Origin of the sequence: Chryseobacterium daecheongense (assembly GCA_027920525.1) — a bacterium.
Lineage (GTDB): Bacteria > Bacteroidota > Bacteroidia > Flavobacteriales > Weeksellaceae > Chryseobacterium > Chryseobacterium proteolyticum.
Genome location: CP115858.1, coordinates 1,754,598 through 1,775,140 on the forward strand (window position 1 = coordinate 1,754,598; position 20,543 = coordinate 1,775,140).

The following is a 20,543-nucleotide window of genomic DNA, read 5'->3' on the forward strand; positions in this document are numbered from 1 at the left end:
TATTTCAAAAATCTAATTTGACGGCTCCTTTTTGCCTGATAAATAAAGGATGACAAGAACCAGCACCAAATAAATGATTTAAAGTTGTAATGTATCTTTCAAGCAGATCTTCAGGAACAAAAGCTTGTATGGTTCCTGCGAATCCTCCTCCATGCACACGCCAGGCTCCACTACCTTTTAATACTACTTCGCTATATGCCAATCCCAATGAAACTGCTTGTTCTTTTATGTTACTTGATACATAAACATTTTGATTGTACATATATGAACTATGCCCAGAATCTATTACCAATTGTAAAAATTTTTTAAAATCATTGTTCTCTAATGCCATTACTTCGTCTACTACCCGGTCATTTTCGCATTCAAAATGAATTGCTCTTAAAATAGCCCGATCTCCCACTTTCTGACGGATCGAAGGTGCAATATCCATTACTTTTTCCAAAGTAGTTTCTCTCAGCACACCGCATCCTAAATGGGTTGCAACGTCTTTCATCTCTTTAGGTAAAACAGCATATTCATTATTCAAATTTGTATGATCCCCTCGGGAATCTGTAATTACTAAAGAAAAGCCGGTAGATTCAAAATCAAAATCTACTTTTTTAACAATAGGATTTGCTATATCAGCAAAATCAATGGATACCAATCCTCCTACCGAACAAGCTACCTGATCCATTAATCCACAAGGTTTTCCAAAGAAAACATTTTCTGCATATTGTCCTACACGAGCATTTAAGATGGGATCTAATTTACCTTCGTTAAATAAATGACTAACAATTACCCCGATTAATACTTCAAATGATGCAGACGAACTTAATCCTGAGCCTTTAGGAACACATCCGTCAATTACGGCATCGAATCCTCCTATTCCATATCCCAATTCCTTTAATCGAGCATTAATTCCACGAACAAGAGCATCTGGAGTTAAAAATTCATTTTCGTTGGGAGCAAGATGATTTAAATCTACTTCAAATGATTGATAGCCTGAAGATTCAATCCGGATTATATTTGAATTATTTTTAGCTGCAATGGCAATATTATCTAAGTTTACCGCACCCGCTAATACGCGACCATGATTATGGTCTGTATGATTACCTCCAATTTCGGTTCTTCCCGGTGCGCTGAAAACAGAAATCTCTTTATCCCCAAAAACTTCTTTGAAACGGGACAATGTTTTGGTATATCGGACTGCTTGCTGATGTAATAATTCTGAATTCCGCCCATATAATTCTCTAAAAAAGGGGATATTACCCTCTTTAATTATAGAATAAATATATTTAATATTTGACATTTTATTTGTATCCAATTTATAAAACAGTCTATTTTTTTATTAAGAGCTATTTTATTTACTTTTATAATGAATTGTTGAACTTTTTTTAAGAATGTCTGCGCTTTGTTCCGGAGTAATATCTCTTTGTGCTTCTGCCAACATTTCATATCCTACCATAAATTTCTTCACACTAGCTGAGCGAAGTAAAGGGGGATAAAAATGCATATGAAAATGCCATTCCTCATGTGATTCCAGATCTGTAGGTGCCTGATGTATTCCGGCAGAATAAGGGAAGGAAATAGAGAAAATATTATCGTATTTCACAGTTAAATCTTTCAATATTTGAGCAAATAAAACTTGATCTTCATGTGAAAAAGCAAGTAGGCTATTTAAGGGCATTTTACTAATAATCATTGTTTCAAATGGCCACGTTGCCCAAAATGGGACCAAGGCCACAAAAGCTTCATTTTCTAATATAATTCGCTCATTAATTTCTATTTCCCTTTGAAGATAATCAGACAGAAGGGTTGTTCCATGTTTATCATAATAGTTCTTCAAATTTTGTTGTGTTTTAGCTACCTGGGAAGGAATAGATAACTGTGCCCAAATCTGCCCATGAGGATGAGGATTACTACAGCCCATAATTGCCCCTTTATTTTCAAAAATCTGAACATGATTAATGTAATCTAGCCTTCCCAGATTCTGATATTCTTCTTTCCAGACAGACACAACGTTTGTAATTGCTTCTACAGACATTTCAGGAAGAGTCAATGAATGGTCATGTGAAAAGCAAATTACACGATTAATTCCTCTTTCAGGTTCAGTTTTAAATAATTCATCCTCGGTTTTATCAAAGGTTACTCCTTCGCTCAATAAAGCTCCAAAATCATTATCGAATACATACACACCCTCATACTGGGGGTTTTTGACTCCGTTAACTCTTGAATTTCCCGGGCATAAATAACATTCGGGGTCATATTGATTTTGAACGTTTGGCAATGGTTCTTCCTGTTGTCCTTGCCATGGCCGCTTTGCTCTTTGTGGTGATACTAAAACCCATTCATCCAATAAAGGATTATATCTTCTATGTGGATGATCTTTGCTGTTAAATGAACTACTCATATTGAGTTTCTTTATATCAGTTTAGCCCTTTTTCAGGGTTTAACTTGTCCAAAATAGGTTCGGTTAATGTATTTAATTCTGTATTAATTTTATTATTTTTCTGTTCAAAAATAACAATCTCATTATTACCCTTTTTTAAATAACACCCGGGTAAATATAATGTCTGTTGTGGCCCTACTGACCAATACCTTCCTAAATTAATACCATTAACAAATACAATTCCTTTTCCAAAAGGCCGCATATCCAAGAAAGTATCTCCCACTTTTGATACATTAAAATTTCCTTTGTAGATAGCTGGTCTATTCTCTTTTAGATCTGATTTTTGTTTTGCATCAATTACCGGAGCCTTTTCAAAAGGAAGCCCATACATCTCCCAATCTCCGGTGATTTTTCGATCATTAATAAATACAGGAGAAATAATTCCTTTTGTATTCTTATTAATAGCAGCTCCATAATTAATTCTTCCCATGTTTTCTACCAAAATATCTAATTTTCCATTGAAGGGTATATTAACTTCACATTCATATTTTTTATAATAACGATTAAGCTCTCCAACTTTTTCTCCATTCACATAAACAATCGCATAATCTCTTAATCCATCAAGTTTTAAAGTTCCTTTAATTGGCTGATTAAAGTTTTTGCTGTACCAGACATAGCCATACCCCTGATTTAATTGCTCAAAAGTCAAAGGATCATCATTAATTACTGGCTTTACATTATTTTTTAAATTTTCTAAATCTATTGCCTGAGACAATTTAATACCCTGAATCTGAATGACTGGAATTTTTGCAGGAATAGGAGGCGTAGAAGAATTTTTTAATAATTCTCTTAATTTCAAATACTTTTCAGTCTCCCAACCTGCCTCAGTAATGGGAGCATCATAATCATAACTGGTCATACTCGGTTGTATGTCATGATCTTTATCGTAATTAGCTCCAGAGGTAAACCCAAAGTTAGTTCCTCCATGCACCATGTAAATATTAAAAGAAATATCATTATTCATGAATTTTTCAATATGGCTTTTTACTCTTTCCGCGGCTTTACGAGGGAAAGGTTCTGCCCAATGATCTAACCACCCGGGATAGTATTCCGCTACCATAAAAGGACCTTCTCCATTATGAAATTTCTTTACCTCTTTCTTAATATTTTCTGGATCTTCATCTCCATTTGCAGTCGGCAAAGCGCCGGACAAAGCACCTCCTTCAAATAACCAGTCTCCATCTGAAGTAAAAAACTCCATCCCTTTGAAACCAACTTCTTTTAATTGATCAAATACAGATGAACTATATTTTTTATGATCCTCCATTTTAATATCTTCCCGTTGACTAACGAAAGATCCAAATTCATTTTCTCCCTGCACCATTATAATAGGACCACCATTAACAATCAGATAAGGTTTTACCACCTTATAAAGTTCTGTGAAATATGCTTTTGTTGAATGTAAAAAAGAAGTATTGTATTCTCTGATTTTCATATCCTTGTCATTTTGCAAAAACCAAGGATAACCTCCGAATTCCCATTCTGCACACACATAAGGTCCCGGGCGAAGAATTACCATTAAGCCTTCTTCTTTTGCTATTTTTAAGAATTCAGGTAAGTTTCGGTTCCCGGTTTGAAAATCCCATTTTCCAGGAGCTATTTCATGATAATTCCAAAATACATATGTAGCTATTGTATTTAGTCCCATCGCCTTAACCATTTTTAAGCGATGTCTCCAATAATCATGAGGAATTCTAGCGTAATGAATCTCACCTGAATGCAATTTAACTGCCTGTCCGTTAAATTTAAATTCTCCATTCTCGATTTTGAAAGATTCATATTTAATAGGTTTCTGTTGTGCATTTATCGAACTTGCCCCTACTAAGCACAAGGCTAAAATTATATTTTTAATAAGCTTCATCGTAATGTATTATAAATCTAGTTTAGTTAATAAAATAAATTTATAAATTTACCAGACACTACCATACTAGTTCCTACCGGTTTTTATAGCTTTACTACCAGTTTAAAATTTGGAAATATATCGAGGTTTATTAAAATAATTCGCTATTCGGTTCTACCCAAATACCAACAGATTATAAATTCCATTGAGCAAGGCTAAAGGATGAAAAACTACTTTCTATAAAAGTGTCTATGTAATAAATTATAGCAAAAAATCAACATTTCTCATTTTCCTCAAATACAAAACTCAAAATTTCTATTACCAAAAACGAACATATATAGCAGTTAGAAGTAATAAAATAATGACAATCAGGAATAATGTTCTATTGTCCACACTGAACATATTTTTGTTTGTGACAAAAGCCTTTGGATTTACTTTTGGTTCAAAAAAACTTAAGAGAATCATTACAACTGCAGTAATGAAAAATGACCAGCCCATATTGATAAGGAAAGGAATCTCTGTAATGGTTTTCACCACACCGTTTTCCAATTTTTCATAAGTGAATGCTGTATAAATCCATGTTTCTTTTCCAAACAGGCCAACTGCAAAGCTGTTAAAGAAAATAGATAATAAAAAACCAAGAATAACTCCAACTATAGCAGCGGTTCCGGTAGTTCTTTTCCAAAACATTCCTAAAATAAACATAGCAAATACACCCGGACTAATAAAGCCAGTATATTTTTGTATAAATGTGAAACCGCCTTCTCCACCGATTCCCAAAATATCTGTCCATGTAAATACCAAAGCAATAAGCATAGCCACTATAATTGCCCAACGTCCTGTTCTTACCATTTGCATTTCAGAGGTGTTGGTGTTTAAATATTTTTTATAAATGTCTAAAGTGAAAATTGTAGATATACTATTTACTTTTCCAGCAAGTGATGCGACTATTGCAGCTGTTAAAGCAGCAACCGCAAGACCTTTAAGCCCAGATGGAAGCAACCCCAATATTGCAGAATAAGCACTATCTTTTACCCCATTAAAAATTGACAAATGACCTTTTGTATAGAGTACATAAGCTGCAATCCCAGGAAGTACAACAATTACAGGCATAAAAAGCTTTAAAAATCCTGCAAATAAAATTCCTGTTCTTGCTGTTTTCAAATCTGCTCCTAATGCTCTTTGGGTAATGTATTGGTTACATCCCCAATAATTAAGTTGTACAATCCATTGTCCAGCAAAATACATCGCTAAGCCAGGCAAAACCACATATTTCTGTACCGCTAAATTTTCCGGCATTGATAAAGAAGTTGTTGTTATTTGTGGTTTATTTAGAATGAGTTTGAAATGTCCCGGAGCTTCTTTCAAAAGGGTATCTAAACCCGTTAAGGCATTTCCAATAGCAGCACCGTTAATTCTTTGATCCACGACCTGTAATGCCATGTAAACTGTAGCAAAACCACCAATAACAAGAACTGTTACTTGAATAACATCCGTATAGCCAATGACTTTCATTCCCCCCAATCCAATAAACAAAGCCATTAGTAAAAGTGCAATCATGATGATATGCAGGTGGCCTCCACCAAGCAATGAATCAATAGCTACAGCTCCTAAATAAAGAATAGAAGTAAGATTAACAATTACATACAAAAATAGCCAAAAAACAGCCATAATAAGGGAAACAGACTTATTATATCGTGTTTCCAAAAACTGGGGCATCGTATAAATCTTATTTTTGAGATAAATCGGAATAAACCATACTGCAATAATGATTAGGGCAATTGCAGCCAGCCATTCGTAGACGGCAACAGCTACTCCTATGAAGAAGCCTTCTCCACTCATCCCAATAAATTGTTCTGCCGAAATATTAGATGCAATCAGGCTCGCTCCAATTGCCCACCACGTAAGTGAGCCTTCTGCAAGGAAATAATCTTTACTTCCTGTCGTTTTTGATTTCTTTCGCTTGTATATCCATAAGCCATATGCTGTTACAACCGAAAAATACATTAGAAATATAACAAAATCAAGAGTCGAAAGTTTTCCCACGCTTAAAAATTTTTATAGTAAGTTTATCATAGATTTGTACACTTTTTAGCACTTTTATATACTCTAAAGTATTTAATAATTTACCGTCCCTAATAGATCATTTAAAATAAAATTGAATCTTTTGCAGCAAAATCACACAAAAGAAAACATTATCTTACCAAATATATAAATTTGGAAAACGCATCCATACTTGTTCCTACCAGTTTTTGTATATTCACCACTAGTTTTAAAAAATTGGAATATCATGAAACTTATTAAAATAACTCCCGATTCTGTTATCCCTAAATACCAACAGATTATAAATTCCATTGAACAGGCTCTTGCTCAACAACTGCTAAAAAAAAATGACAAGCTACCTTCCATAAATAAAGTATGCATGGAATTTGGCATTTCTAGAGACACTGTCCTATATGCCTACGAAACATTGAAAAAGAGAGGAATAGTAAATGCCATTTTAGGTAAAGGGTACTACATAAAAAGTACTGATTGGAATTTTGAAGAGCGAATTTTTCTATTATTTGATGAGCTTAATGCTTTCAAGGAAACACTATATAATTCATTTTTGGAAGAGTTACAACAAAGATCTAATATCCATGTTTTTTTCCACTACTTCAATATAGATGTCTTCAAGAAATTAATCGAAGAAAATAATGGAAACTACACAAAGTACATAATTATGCCGGGCAATATGAATAATACGGCGCCCATTATTAAGATGCTTCCAAAGAAGGATGTTTATATATTAGATCAAACCAATTTACATTTAAGAGAATATTCATCAGTCTATCAGAATTTCGCAAAAGACATGTATAATGGTCTATCAAAAGCGAAAGCTTTGCTTAAAGCACACCAAAGACTGATTCTTATTTTTCCAGGAGAAAAAGAACCTATAGGTATGGTAGAAGGATTTACCAGTTTTTGTGAGCAGCATAAAAAGAAACATATCATTATCAATAATTTTACCGACGAGGAAATACTGGATGGAGATGTATTCATAATTCCTGATGATAAACACTTGGTAAATGTTATTAAACAATCTAAAAAGCAGAAGCTAAAGATTAAAAAGGATTTCGGAATTATCTCCTACAACGAAACGCCTCTTAAAGGTATTGTAGAAAGTGGTATTACTACAATTTCCACGGATTTTTGGCAAATGGGAAAGATCTTAGCAGAAATGATTCTTAATTCCAAACAAGAAAGGATCGAAAATGCGTCTGATCTAATTATCAGGAATTCCTTATAAATGATTTGAATTAATATTTTTTACCTGAAATTATTTAAAAAAAATACAAACAAAAGCTAAATAGGGCATCATTCTGAACGAATTTATGCTTGTTTTTGAAAAAAGGCTCGGATTCTAAAATCCAAGCCTTGACTTTTTAACTTACTCATATCGTGAGATGGTGTCAAAAAATGTAAATTCTTTCTTTTGCTTTTAAATAATTTCGTAATTAAAAGTTAATAGAGTTCAGTGTTTTATCAACAAGTAATCCTTTACTCGCTTTTATATTAAATGATCCGTTTCGTTTTGCTTTAAATTTAATAATAAATAAATCCGTTGTACCTTCTAAAGGAAGTTTTTGTCCTACATTGACCAGCGTAGGATATAATATCTTTTCTTTGTTGGTATGCAGTCTGTCATAAGTCAGGTTTTCCATTTGTCCGATATTTAATGGGGTAATTCCTATATATTCCAATTCTTCCTGTTTATATGGAATAGCGAAACTCAATGCATTTACAGATTGCAGATTACTACCTTTTACTACTACTTCAATGATATCATTCTTAGCATATTGTTGTTTTGAGGCAGAGGCTGTAATGCTACCTTGCAGTGGTTTCAATTCTTCATCATTTACTCCTCCATCTATTTTCGTAGCGACGTTAGAAATATCAAATGCATCAATGAAACCGTTTTTATTTATATCTCCGTTGCTAATATATCCTTCAAAATCAGAATCTCCTTTTCTCAAACCTGTATAATTAATATATGAAGTAAAATCATTCATATCAATTTTCTGATCATTGTTGATATCGCCGGGAAGCAAGCTTGAAGACCCTGGAACTTTGAATACATATAATTCGTTTCCACTTCCAAAGTTTTTGAAAGCATTGCTTACTACAATCTTCATAAATCGTGTAGTTGGATGTGTGGCGAAATCTAAAGATTTACTTTTGTTATTTCTATCCCATGTAAAAGAGCCAAGCTCTATCCAATCTTTTTTATTATCACTATACGAAATTTTACCATTCATCCATATTCCGTTGTAACCACTGTTTCTAGGAATATATTCTAATTTGCTTATGGTATTAATAGAACCTAAATCTAAAATTATCTCAAAAGGGACTTTGCTTTTTTCATAATCCGAGTGCCAGCCTGTGCTCATATCCTGATCAAAAAGATTCTCTACTCCTTCTCCTTCCTGACTTGGAATTGTGGCGGTGGCTTTTATGCCTTTAATTACAAATTCATAAGGGTTTTTATTGGTCTGGGATGAAAAAGGAACCCAATCAGAAGTATTTGTTTTATTTACGGCTCTTAATTTGAAATCATATTTCGTTTCAGGATCTAATCCTTCAAATAAGAAAGAGGTATCTTTTATATTACTGTATACCATATTATTATATAGTATTTCGTAATAATCAGCATTAGGAATTGTATTCCACGATGGTAATATAGAATATGCGGTGTTTGTATTTTCTGAAGTGATTGGTTTCAAAGCTTCTGCAAATGCTCCGGAATTCTTTTTTAGTTGATTAGAATTAATAAATTGGTAGTCTTTAATGACAAGCTCTACTTTGTTTTTGCTAACATCTGTGATTCCTGATTTTACCCACAATTGTGGATTTCGAGAAATCGAAACCTTTGAAAATTCAGAATCTTTTGTAGAAAAATTATTGAATTCAGGTTTACTATTGTAAAAATATACGTTTGTAGCATTATTGAATTCATCTAAAGTATTTACTATATTCAGTTTTATATTTTTACCTCCAATAGAAAGCTTTACACCGGATGGTTTCTTAGTAACATTGATTCTAAATTCTGTCATTTTTTCTTTTTCAAAGCCATTAAAGTTACCTTGAGTAGAAGAGATACTTATTATTGCAGTATTTTTTACAACATTACTTTCTATAAGGGTGCTTACAGATTCTTTTTTCATGTAATTTTCGGTTACGCCATCGTCATCATATTCTATAAAACTGGATTTGCCTGAAGGATATACCTCATAAATTCTTAATTTTTTATTGATTTGATGAATGTTGTTATTGGCATTTACCATCGGAATAATAGCACCTGGTTTCACAAATAGAGGGAGTTTCCAAATTGGGGCATCGAAATGATTTAAAACAATCCCTCCTTCATAAGTTTGCCCTGTAAAGTAATCAATCCAATTTCCTTTAGGAAGGTAAATATTATTTCTAATATCATTTCCTTCTTTATCCGTTTTTGTAGCCTGATATACTGGAGCTATTAAGAAATAAGGTCCATACTGATACTGGTATTGAGTAGATTTTCCTAGGGTATATTCATTAGCTTCATCTAAAAACATTGCTCTGATCATTGGCAATCCTTCTACGGCTTCCTTCGCTATACTATAACTATAAGGAAGCAGACTGGATTTCAATTTTAAATAGTTCCTGTTAATAGAAGCAGCAGACTCACCCAAAGCATGGGGATACTTTTCGTTTGTTCCCCAGCCGTCCATGTTTAACTGCATAGGAGTAAAGGTCTTCCATTGGAAATCCCTTGTATTAACGATTGGGTTTTTCCCTCCAAAAATACCATCCATATCCGAAGTAATGTTAGGTTGACCAGACAAACCAGAACCTATATAGGTAGGAATGTGGAATCTGATGTATTCCCACTCCCCTCCGGTTTGGTCTCCTGTCCAAATACCTGCATATCGTTGTGAACCAGCCCAGCCGTCTAACGAAATGATGAAAGGACGACTTCCGTTTCCATAGCGAGGTATTATTTGGGCTACATCTGAAATACCATTCAGTCCGAATGAATAGCCAGGACCTACCCAGGCAACATCCGTTTTTAGTACTCTTACACCTGCCTCACCTACTTCCTTTATAATATCTCTCTGTAAAAGAGCATTTATACCATCTTTAGGGTGCAAATCTGATTGGGTCCACAACCCTATTTCTACGCCGTTTTTTCTGGCATAATTTCCGAGAGATTTTAAGTTAGCTATATTGCCATCCAAGGTTTCTGTCTGCCCGTATCCAGCACTGTAACCATCATTTGGCAATATCCACCCCAAAGGCATATCTGTATTTTTATAACGGTCTATCACTGCTCTGGCAGAAAACTGATAGTTATTTTTTTCTCCATTTAAAGATTCTTTAACCCCTCCATTGTCTTTTTGGCTCTCTTTATATCTTTTTCCGTCTTCAAATAGGATTCCTTTATCATCTTCTTTCCAATAATCTCTATTGTAGGCATTAAGATGTCCTTCATAAAAACCAAATTTGGGTAAAAGTACAGGGTTTCCTGTGAGCTGGTAAAAATCATTCAACAAAGATTTAGGTTGATCATTTACCATAAAGAAAACATCCAGGTAATTAATCTCATGAGCCAGTTTCACTTCATTTTTATTTTGTTTACCGAAATCATAATATCCTTTTTTGAAAGTATGCCACATAAAACCATACCCATTTGTAGACCAATAATAAGGATTTGGAGATGCAACACCACCATCAGTCCAGTTATTTTGATTCACAATAAAGATGGTATTTCCTTTATGAGAAAATCGACCGTTTTGTACTCCGCCTCCATAGAAATATTCATCCTTTCCTTGAGATAAAGTAAGCACTGCTTCTTTAGAATTAAATTCAATGGGAGCAACAAAAGAAAATATCTCTTTATTAAGGCTCAAGTTGAATACTTTAAATAAAGAAGTTGTTTTTTCAATTTCTATTTTAATTTTACTGGTGGAAATAGAAACAGTGTGTGGTAAATTGTTGACAGCAATTTCTTTTACTTTTCTTCTGGGCTGATCTACCAAAATCTGAGCAGGAGGTATCGCTTCAGGATTTCTTACTTCTCCTCCTTTGGGATCGAAAAATAATCGAAAAATATTTTCTCCATAAAAATCTATTGTCATTTTTTTGTTATCAGAGAGCAAAACTTCTACTGAAGTTTCTCCTTTCTTAGAAACATTTTCAATTTTTTGAGCCTGAATTTTTCCAATGAAGAAAAAAAGAAAAGAGCTCAGTAGTAAAATCTTTTGAATTTTTGAATTTAAAACGGCATCCATTTACCTTGATTTATTTATTAATTACATTTTACACTACTCTAAGAATAAGATCGATATTGAAGATAAAATTAACTGTAGCTTTCTGTGATATTAAGAATTTCAAAAATAGTTTTTTATCAAGTAATAACTATAGTCATTTATATAAAATTAATATCCTTTTGCTGCTTGAGCTTCTTTTAGTTTCGGATTTAAATCCACAGCTTTTTGAGGATAAGGGAATCTGTAAAATCTATTATCCCAAACTCTTGCTGCAACCTGCGTATTGGTTATATCGTAAACGGTTTTCATTACATTTGGGGCAATCTTCCATCTTCTGATATCATAGAATCTGTTTCCTTCGTTTGCCAGTTCTATCCTTCTTTCATTTCTGATAATTTCTCTTAAGGTTTCTTTTGTCTGTGTGTTGCTAACCCCTACCATACCTGCTCTGCCTCTAATCTGATTTAATGCATCATAGATAGAAGGATCTGGACCAAAAAATTCATTTCTTGCTTCGGCATATATAAGTAATACTTCTGCATAACGGATAAGCATAAAATTGTTGCTCATATTTAAATTCTCGTCCAATGATCCATAATCCGCCATTTTTTTATAATTATAGCCTATCTTGGACGTATTGTTTGCACCTTCATTCCATTTGAACAGTGTACTTGTCCCAAAACCTTTTAAGTAAGACCAGGGTCCGTTTGGATGCATTATACTTGCATATAAACGGGTATCTCTGTTTTTAAATTCATCCAGATAGGCATTATTTGGGTTACCATGATTATAATTTGAAGCTCTTGTAGCATTAGAAGGAGGTGTAAATGCCGTTCCATCTTTGTTCCAATAGGCATTTACTAAATCAATTGTTGGTGTTACAGAACTCCATCCACTCTCTTCATTTGGCAATAAGAAAAGGGCCATGCTATTACTAAATACTCCTTTAGAGTCGGGTACAAATTGAGCTTCTAAAATTGATTCTTTGTTGCCATTATTTTTAGCCCAGAACAATGCTTGATAATTGCTCAATCCTCTATAAAAATTATCTTTATCTGTTGCAGAGGTAAAGGTAACAAAGCTATCATAATTTGTACTTGTGTCTACTAAAGTTGTAGTGAAAAGATTATAAGTACCGGAATTAATTACTGATTGAGCAGCTTCATAAGCTTCTTTATATTTTCCTGTGTATAAATATATCCTTGCCTTAAATGCTAATACTGCTCCTTTTGTTATTCTGCCTTTATCTTGGCCGGAAGGGTAGGCAGTTGGTAAATCATTTTCTATAGCATTTAATTCACTGATTACAAAATTATCAATTTGAGTTTCAGAAATAGGAGTTAGAGTGGATCCATCCAATTCACCTGATTTTTGTACGAGTGGAAGGGCTCCAAAACGTTGTGATAAATCAAAATAATTAAAAGCTCTTATAAATCTGGCTTCTGCTTTATATCTACCAGCTAAATTTTTGTCCATTGGGATCTCATCAATTTTTTCCAAAAAAGTATTTACTCTTCTAATTGTAGTAAAATCATATCCGAAATCTATAGAAGGAAGTATGTTTCCCGCAGAAGCATCTACTGCAGTTGTTTCCCAGGGATATTGAGCAAATGAATTATCGGTAAAACTATCGTTATATAAATTGCTGTAAGCGGCATCAGAAAAATATTTGTAAATACCATTTAATGCCATGGTTGCGTCTTTTTCCGTCTTCCAAAATGTTTCTTCCGATACTTTATCTTCCGGAAACCTATCTAAATTACAAGAACTAGTCACTATAGCCAGGGAAGCTGATAGTAATATAATTTTTATCTTTTTCATTTTCAGATGTTTAATTTTAAATTAAAAAGTTGCATTGATACCAAACGATATGGTTTTTAAATATGGATATGTTGAACGGCTACTGGGCATTTCAGGATCAAAATCTTTCATTCGTTTATCTCCCCTCAATGTAAAGTAATTCTCTAAGTTGGCATATATTCTGAATTTTGTCAGTCCTATGCGGCTAATTGTTTCCTTAGGAATAGAATATCCCAAAGTAATAGACTTAATTCTAAAGTAACTTGCATCAAAAAGCCAATAATCTGAAATAACACCTATATTTTGAGTTCCTCCTCCTGATGGCAGTATTCTAGGATACAGGGCATTAGGATTCGGGTTTTCCGGAGTCCATCTGTTATCTGAAACATATTGTTTTGCACCGGCACCATTAAAAAATGCCTGAGAAGATTCTTTATCCAGATATACCTTAACATTAGCCACCCCCTGACCCACTACGCTAAGATCAAAATTTTTGTATCTACCCCCTATACTTAGACCATAGGTAAGACTTGGAACATCATTTCCTATTACTGTTCTATCTTTTTCATCAACAACTCCATCTCCATTAATATCTACATATTTTATATCACCAACTTGAGAGTTACTATATAATTTAGGATAATTATTGTTGATATCTTCTTGGGTTAGGAGACCTGCAGTCTTATATCCGTAGAAATCACCAATTGAGCCTCCTACTTGTGTTATCCAATAATCATTATATAAGGTCTTACTATTGATGAGTGAAAGAATATTATTTCGGTTTTTAGCAAAATTTGCATTGATGTAAAAGTCCCCATTTTCAAAATTTTTATTATATCCCAAAGTAATTTCTATCCCTTTATTTTCCACATTACCCGCATTAATGGGCGGTGCTTGGTTTTCTGCTACACCAGTTTCATATTCTAATTGGTTGCTCATTAATGCTCCTTTTGTAAGACGGTTATATAAATCTACCGAGAAAGTGAAAGCGTTATTGAATAAAGATCCGTCCAGACCTATATTTTTGGTAACAATTGTTTCCCAGCCTATGCCCAAAAATCCAAGCTTACCCGGTACCACTCCCCCTACTATAGTATTCCCCAGAACTGTAGAAGTATTATCCATATAGGTCTGATTGTCATAATAACCAATGGTATTGATAGATCCGGTGCTGCCATAAGAACCTCTTAATTTTAGTGTATTGATAAAACTCAGATTTTTTATGAAATTCTCCTTATCTAATCTCCAGGAAGCCATAACTGCAGGAAAATATCCCCATCTATTTTCTTTAGCAAAACGTGAAGATGCATCTGCCCTTATAATACCTTCTAAAAAATATTTTTCCTGATAATTATAATTGATACGAGCGAAAACAGACTGGAAAGCATATTGCTGAGTATTAGAATTTAATTCATCTAAGGTTCCGTCAAGGGTACTAAGAGCACTTAAAGAATGTAATCCATCTTTTGGTATATTGGATTTTTTACCAGATATGGATCTGGTTGTATAATCTTCATACGAAGTACCTCCCAACAATTTAAAATAATGTGATGATATGTTTTTTTCATAACTTATCAGGACCTGAGTATTAAGTAATTCATCAGAATTCCAGGACTCAGAATAGTTATTAATTGCTCTCGCAGTTGAACTAATAGGAACATTAGTTAAAAAATTGTATACGGGGTTTAGTGTATTTACAAAAGTCCCTAAACGATAGTTCCAATTTGAATAGTTAATTTGAGCATTTACATTTAATCCTTTTACAGGAGTGTAATTGGCAGATAATGCCCCCATAAATTTTTGATCATTTGACTTAGAATCTCCTCCCTCTACATTGTTTCTTACAGGATTGGTATTTGCAAATGTATTATCTACTTTACCCGCATTAACAGATCCCCACCATCCATTGGATTGTCTTAATACCATAGTAGGAGTTATTCTTGCTAATTCTCCAGTATTAATAACACCGCCCTGATCATTGATCATTTGTTTGATAAATGATATATTAGAATTTACTGTAAGTTTATCACTCAATTTAGAGGATGTATTTGTCCTAAAAGAATATCTATCCATACCCTTTGTAGGTGATAGAGACTCCTGTTTCAAATACCCTAAACTTGCAAAGTAACGAGTTTTATCTCCACCTGATATATTTATCTCATTATTAAGCACATTTGCCATTCTTCGATAAGTTGCTTTATACCAGTCTGTGTTTGGGTATCTGTCGGTGTCTGTACCGGCAGCTGTAAGATTTATTTGATCTTGCGTATATTGAGAAAAATGACCAACATTATTATTAGCGTTATAATATGCTTCATTTTTCAGTTTCATATATTCAACAGCATCTACATACTTAGGCAAATAGGTGGGCGTCTGATAACCATTATACATATTATAACCTATACTCATCTTACCTCCACCGCCTTTTTTAGTCTCAACAAGAACAACCCCATAGCCAGCTCTTGCACCATAGATAGATGCTGAAGCATCTTTTAAAATGCTTATATTTTCAATATCAGCTGGGCTTAATCTGGAAAAATCTGCAGCACTAGAGGGAATACCATCTATAATATAGAGTGGAGAATTACCAGCAACACTCCTTCCCCTTACATTCAAGGTAGGAACAGAACCTACATCTCCCAAAGAAGACTTAATTGTAACTCCTGGTAAAGCACCTTGCAGACTTGCTGTTAAGCTTGTTGTTGGGCGATCCTGTAGTATCTTTTTATCAACAGAAGCTATAGATCCGGAAACAGTTCCTTTTTTCTGTTTTCCGAATCCTACTAAAACAATTTCTTCCAGATCTTTTACTTTTTTAGAGGTAGAGTCCGAAGGTTTGTTTTTAGTTTTTTGTGCATCCACTAATGTGATAGATGACATTAAAATTGCACTCAAAATACAAATTGTAGTTTTCTTCATATTTTATTGACTTTTATAACAATATTATCCAGATGATGTTGAATTCTAAAACCGTATCATTTACCATTTTTTCCAGGCAAAAACAAAAAAATGGTGATCTTCCATATTTTACAGTATCCGGCACAAATGGAAAATATGTAAAGTGAAACCTCCCCATTATATCCAAATACACTATATACCCTCTTCTTATTTCCTTTTCTGAATGTGAACTAACTATTACTTTAATATTAACCCTGTGTAACCCAAATGTATAGTTTTACACCATTCCTCCATACTGGTAGCCACCAGTTTTTATCCCTTTACCACCAGTTTGAAAATCATTTGAATACAGCCTTATTAAGAAGCTCTTAGAAATTGGTTATAAATTGGCAGCCATGCCTATTGCTTCTCTATTTTTCAAGAGAAAAAACCCATTTACATATTGATTTTTTCCATTACAAAAGTGTTTTCAATTTGTCATTCATGGATCACTATCAAATATTAAAACGAATTTTTTAAAGGTTAAAAATCTTTATAAGCATGTTTAGAATTAATTTTCAAAGCGTCTTAAATAAGTCAACTGGTAGTGAACATTCAAAAACAGGTAGGTACTAGTTTGTGCAATTACTTTAATTGTTAATTTTGGAAAGGAGGTTTTTAGTTCAGATATATCGCAAACTTAACAGGAGTGTAATAGAAGTATTTATCTGTAAAAAGTCTTTTTAGGATAAAGTTTTGAGCTATCAACTCACAAATAGTGGATAATTAATATCTGGGAAGATTGCTTAATACAATTACTATTCAAAAACAAATCAAAGCTGGATTTGTCTAACAGCTATAGATTATTGCTTTGTTATTTTTTTAATCAAAAATCTACACCAAATGAAAAACAATTATTTTATTCTCTCATTTCTACTCGTTTTACAGACAGCTTTCGCACAGCAGTATAAGATGCCTGTAGCATATGTAAATTCGTTACAGCCCGCACAATCAGGACAGGAGGCTGGACAGAGTATTGATAATAATGTGAATACTCTTTATCATTCTCAATATAATTTGAGCACAGCACTTCCGGACCAGTTAAATTTCAAATTTTCCAACCGGGTAAAAAGTATAAAAAGGTTAGTCTACAAACCTAGAACAACGGGCCCAAACGGAATCTGGACAAGTGTGAAAGTTTCTTATTCTACCCAATCCGATCCTACAGTTTTTATAACAGCAACCGGGGTTATTTCCTGGGCAGCTGATAATACGGCAAAAACTATAGATTTGCCGACAGCAATAGTTCATCCTGCTGTTATTAGGATTGATGTCCTCAGTGCCCAAAATAATTTTTCAAGTTGTGCTGAGATGGAATTTTATTCTACAGAACAGATGGATCCTGTACAAACAGAATGTACACTGGCAACTAATGAGTTTTCAGCTTATGCAGATATCCCAGTATTGCCTCAGGTGGCAGGATCTTCGGCCTCAAGTTTCCAATCGGGAGAAAATATAGAGAAATCCTTTGATGGTGATGTAAGTACACTTTATCATTGTAGTTGGAATGCAACAGCAGCTACTTTTCCTATTTCTCTAATTTACAAGTTTAATGGACAAACAGCTATAAATTATTTAAGGTACACACCCAGACAGGATGGCGGACCAAACGGACTTTTTGGAAATGTAAAAATAAGTTATAATACAATTTCTAATCCAGCATACATTACTATTTCTACTCAAAATTTTGGGCAGACATCTGCAATAAAAACGGTAAATTTTCCTTCCGCCATTACTCCTTTAACTATAAAAATTGAAGTTCTTGATGGCAAAAATAACTTTGCAAGCTGTGCCGAAATGGAATTTTTTCAGACGAGTTCTAATAGTTTTAATCCTTCAGCTTATTCAAATATTTTTAATGATTCTATTTTCAGTGCTTTAAAAACAACTGTAACCCAGCAGGATATTGATGCCATTTCCTCACCTTTCATAAAAGGATTAGCTCAGTGTTTATTTAATAATACCTACAATAAAAAATATAGGGTACAGACTTTTACGGCATACAAGACAATTGAATCAATAAATACCCAATATAAAATTGGAAATTATAACGGATATGAAAACCCTACAGGGATAGCATTTCAGCCTAATACCACTGCTATTGTTTTTGCGAAAGATATTACCTCTGAAAACAAAGTTTACTTAAAAATAAGAGATTTTGCTACTGAAGGGGCGTCTCCTGAAAAAACATACGAACTAAAAAATGGAATAAATATCCTCGCTATTGCTAATACAGGTTTGGGATATATTTCATATTACACTGATAATGTAAATGCCGCCCCGGTAACTGTAAATATCACAGCAGGTATTGTAAATGGTATTTATAAAAAAGGTACAACCCCTACAGAATGGGCAGAAATGCTGACTAATGATGTCTATCCAAAAATTGATATAGAAGGTTATTATACAAAACTGGTTACCAATAAGTCTGCGGTAAGCAATTTCCATTTCACAACCGCCCAGCCTTTGATAGATAAGTATGATGCAATTGCCAAGTCTGAAAGAGAAATGATGGGCTTCTATAAATTCAATAAAAACTTTAAAAACAGGCAGCTTGTTTATATGGAATCTACAGGAGGATGGTTTGCAGGAGGTTTAGGAGTTCATTTAGATCTTACTTGGGGATTATCCAATTCAACTTCAGCATCAGGACTTGATATTTGGGGTGTGGGACATGAATTAGGTCATATCAACCAGGTAAGGCCAGGACTAAAATGGGTTGGTACAACAGAAATCACTAACAATTTATACTCATTGTGGGCCTATTATAATATGTACTTACCTACAGGGAGTAACAGATTTACAAGGCTGGAAGGTGAAATTGCCGATAAAACAGCCTTTCCTAAAGTAGCTGGAAACAGATTTGGAGAAATTATTATTCAGACACAAATTAACGGGAAGAGTATTATGGATCAATTCAGAACAGATTATGTGAATCCCGCTGATGCGAATTTCAGAAGCCTTATTCCATTTTGGCAATTAGAATTGTATTATCAATTGGCAGGCGCTTCAAAAGGTGCTGCAACCCTTGCATTTGATTCAGATATGTCTGATGAAGATACCCCTACAGTTACCCCTACAGGTCCGGGAGTAGATTATGCACATTGGTTTGCTACAGTAGCTGAGAAAGTAAGAAATACAAACGAAAGCCAGTTTACCCAAGGGCAATTGGTGATGAATTTTGTAAAAAATGCCTGTGACGCCGTACAAGAGGACCTTACGGATTTCTTCACTAGCACCGGTTTTTTAAAGCCAATAAACGGTATCATATCAGATTACACCAATGCTCAAATGACAATTACCCAAAGCATGATTGATGATGTGAAAAGCTATGTCCTGGCAAAGGGATATGCCAAACCTGTATCTCCGGTCATCAATTATCTTTCAGCTAATAGTGTAAATGCATTCAAGAATATGCAGCCTGTTTCAGGGATTACGGGTGTTGGTGCACAGATCACAACCAATACACAAGGACAGTTCTTATTGGTAGATAATTCTAAATGGAATAATGCTGTTGCCTTTGAAACCTATAATTCAAGTAGCCAGCTAATCAGTGTTTCTATTGTAGGAACAGGAGATACTACATTGACAAATACTTATGTAGATTATCCTTCGAACGCAATGAAGGTGTATGCCGTGGGATACAATGGACAAAAAATACTGGTTTATCCGGCAATTACATTAGTTGTTGATGATATTAAGAGAAATAATAATGAATTTACTGTTTATCCGAATCCTTTAAAAAATGGCCAAAAATTAGTTATTGATTTTAAAAATTCAAAAGAAAATCTGAAAGCAGGATTGTATGATGTGACTGGGAAGCCACTTATTTTAGCAAAAGGCTCTTTAAGAGAGATAAATAAGGAAATTAACGATAAAATTCAAGATTTGAAAACTGGAATTTATGTTGTTTCAATAAATGATGGAACCAATACCTATCAATCTAAGATTATTAAAGAATAATATTCTTTATAAGCTTTACAATTCAGCAAATTGTTACAGTTTATAATATTTAAAAATAAATGAATGCTTGAAACGATTTCCGAAGATTGTTGATTAGTAAAAAGTTATTTTTTATACTGCCGACCATATTATTGTCAGCAAATAAGTAAATACCAATTTTTATTTAATATCAGTTTATAGTTAGTATTACAAAATTGGTGTAAATAAACTTATAGCATTTTGTATTAATTTAATCAAAATGATAGCCATCAGTAATTAAACTGGATAAATTAACACATTAAAATGG

General features: G+C 33.6%; 9 protein-coding genes. 2 read left to right on the forward strand and 7 right to left on the reverse strand.

From position 1 onward, the window contains the following. Window positions 1-4: 4 nt before the first annotated feature. The 4 genes from PFY10_07695 to PFY10_07710 form a co-directional block, all read right to left on the reverse strand. Window positions 5-1,288 carry a hypothetical protein gene (locus PFY10_07695; GenBank protein ID WBV58328.1) on the reverse strand — a complete coding sequence of 428 codons (1,284 nt, stop codon included), beginning with the start codon at window positions 1,286-1,288 and terminating at the stop codon, window positions 5-7. Window positions 1,289-1,339: 51 nt separating this feature from the next. Continuing rightward, window positions 1,340-2,389, reverse strand: a complete 1,050-nt coding sequence (locus PFY10_07700) for a UDP-glucose--hexose-1-phosphate uridylyltransferase (GenBank protein WBV58329.1) — start codon at window positions 2,387-2,389, stop codon at window positions 1,340-1,342. Between the two features lie 16 nt (window positions 2,390-2,405). Continuing rightward, window positions 2,406-4,289 carry a beta-galactosidase gene (locus tag PFY10_07705; GenBank protein WBV58330.1) on the reverse strand — a complete coding sequence of 628 codons (1,884 nt, stop codon included), beginning with the start codon at window positions 4,287-4,289 and terminating at the stop codon, window positions 2,406-2,408. A gap of 297 nt (window positions 4,290-4,586) precedes the next feature. Further along, the gene (locus tag PFY10_07710) at window positions 4,587-6,314 is read right to left on the reverse strand and encodes a sodium/solute symporter (protein ID WBV58331.1); all 1,728 of its coding nucleotides are present in this window, start codon (window positions 6,312-6,314) and stop codon (window positions 4,587-4,589) included. Window positions 6,315-6,558: 244 nt separating this feature from the next. Here PFY10_07710 and PFY10_07715 point away from each other — a divergent pair, with 244 nt between their 5' ends. Continuing rightward, on the forward strand, window positions 6,559-7,557 hold the full coding sequence (locus PFY10_07715; protein WBV58332.1) for a GntR family transcriptional regulator: 999 nt from the start codon (window positions 6,559-6,561) through the stop codon (window positions 7,555-7,557). Between the two features lie 208 nt (window positions 7,558-7,765). Here the strand turns inward: PFY10_07715 and PFY10_07720 are convergent, their stop codons facing one another. The 3 genes from PFY10_07720 to PFY10_07730 form a co-directional block, all read right to left on the reverse strand. Beyond that, on the reverse strand, window positions 7,766-11,578 hold the full coding sequence (locus PFY10_07720; protein WBV58333.1) for a DUF5110 domain-containing protein: 3,813 nt from the start codon (window positions 11,576-11,578) through the stop codon (window positions 7,766-7,768). Window positions 11,579-11,725: 147 nt separating this feature from the next. Next, window positions 11,726-13,378, reverse strand: coding sequence for a RagB/SusD family nutrient uptake outer membrane protein (locus tag PFY10_07725; GenBank protein ID WBV58334.1), 1,653 nt, complete (start codon window positions 13,376-13,378; stop codon window positions 11,726-11,728). 21 nt (window positions 13,379-13,399) lie between these two features. Beyond that, window positions 13,400-16,276, reverse strand: a complete 2,877-nt coding sequence (locus PFY10_07730; protein WBV58335.1) for a TonB-dependent receptor — start codon at window positions 16,274-16,276, stop codon at window positions 13,400-13,402. Window positions 16,277-17,137: 861 nt separating this feature from the next. On the opposite strand from PFY10_07730, the gene PFY10_07735 reads away from it, so the two are divergent. Next, window positions 17,138-20,257: a M60 family metallopeptidase gene (locus tag PFY10_07735; GenBank protein ID WBV58336.1), complete on the forward strand. Its 3,120-nt coding sequence runs from the start codon at window positions 17,138-17,140 to the stop codon at window positions 20,255-20,257. The last annotated feature ends 286 nt before the right edge of the window (window positions 20,258-20,543 follow it).

Coding starts and splice junctions, on each gene's coding strand:
- PFY10_07705 (WBV58330.1), bottom strand. CDS start 4,289: ATGAAGCTTATTAAAAATATAATTTTAGCCTTGTGCTTAGTAGGGGCA.
- PFY10_07715 (WBV58332.1), top strand. CDS start 6,559: ATGAAACTTATTAAAATAACTCCCGATTCTGTTATCCCTAAATACCAA.
- PFY10_07735 (WBV58336.1), top strand. CDS start 17,138: ATGAAAAACAATTATTTTATTCTCTCATTTCTACTCGTTTTACAGACA.
- PFY10_07695 (WBV58328.1), bottom strand. CDS start 1,288: ATGTCAAATATTAAATATATTTATTCTATAATTAAAGAGGGTAATATC.
- PFY10_07700 (WBV58329.1), bottom strand. CDS start 2,389: ATGAGTAGTTCATTTAACAGCAAAGATCATCCACATAGAAGATATAAT.
- PFY10_07725 (WBV58334.1), bottom strand. CDS start 13,378: ATGAAAAAGATAAAAATTATATTACTATCAGCTTCCCTGGCTATAGTG.
- PFY10_07730 (WBV58335.1), bottom strand. CDS start 16,276: ATGAAGAAAACTACAATTTGTATTTTGAGTGCAATTTTAATGTCATCT.
- PFY10_07720 (WBV58333.1), bottom strand. CDS start 11,578: ATGGATGCCGTTTTAAATTCAAAAATTCAAAAGATTTTACTACTGAGC.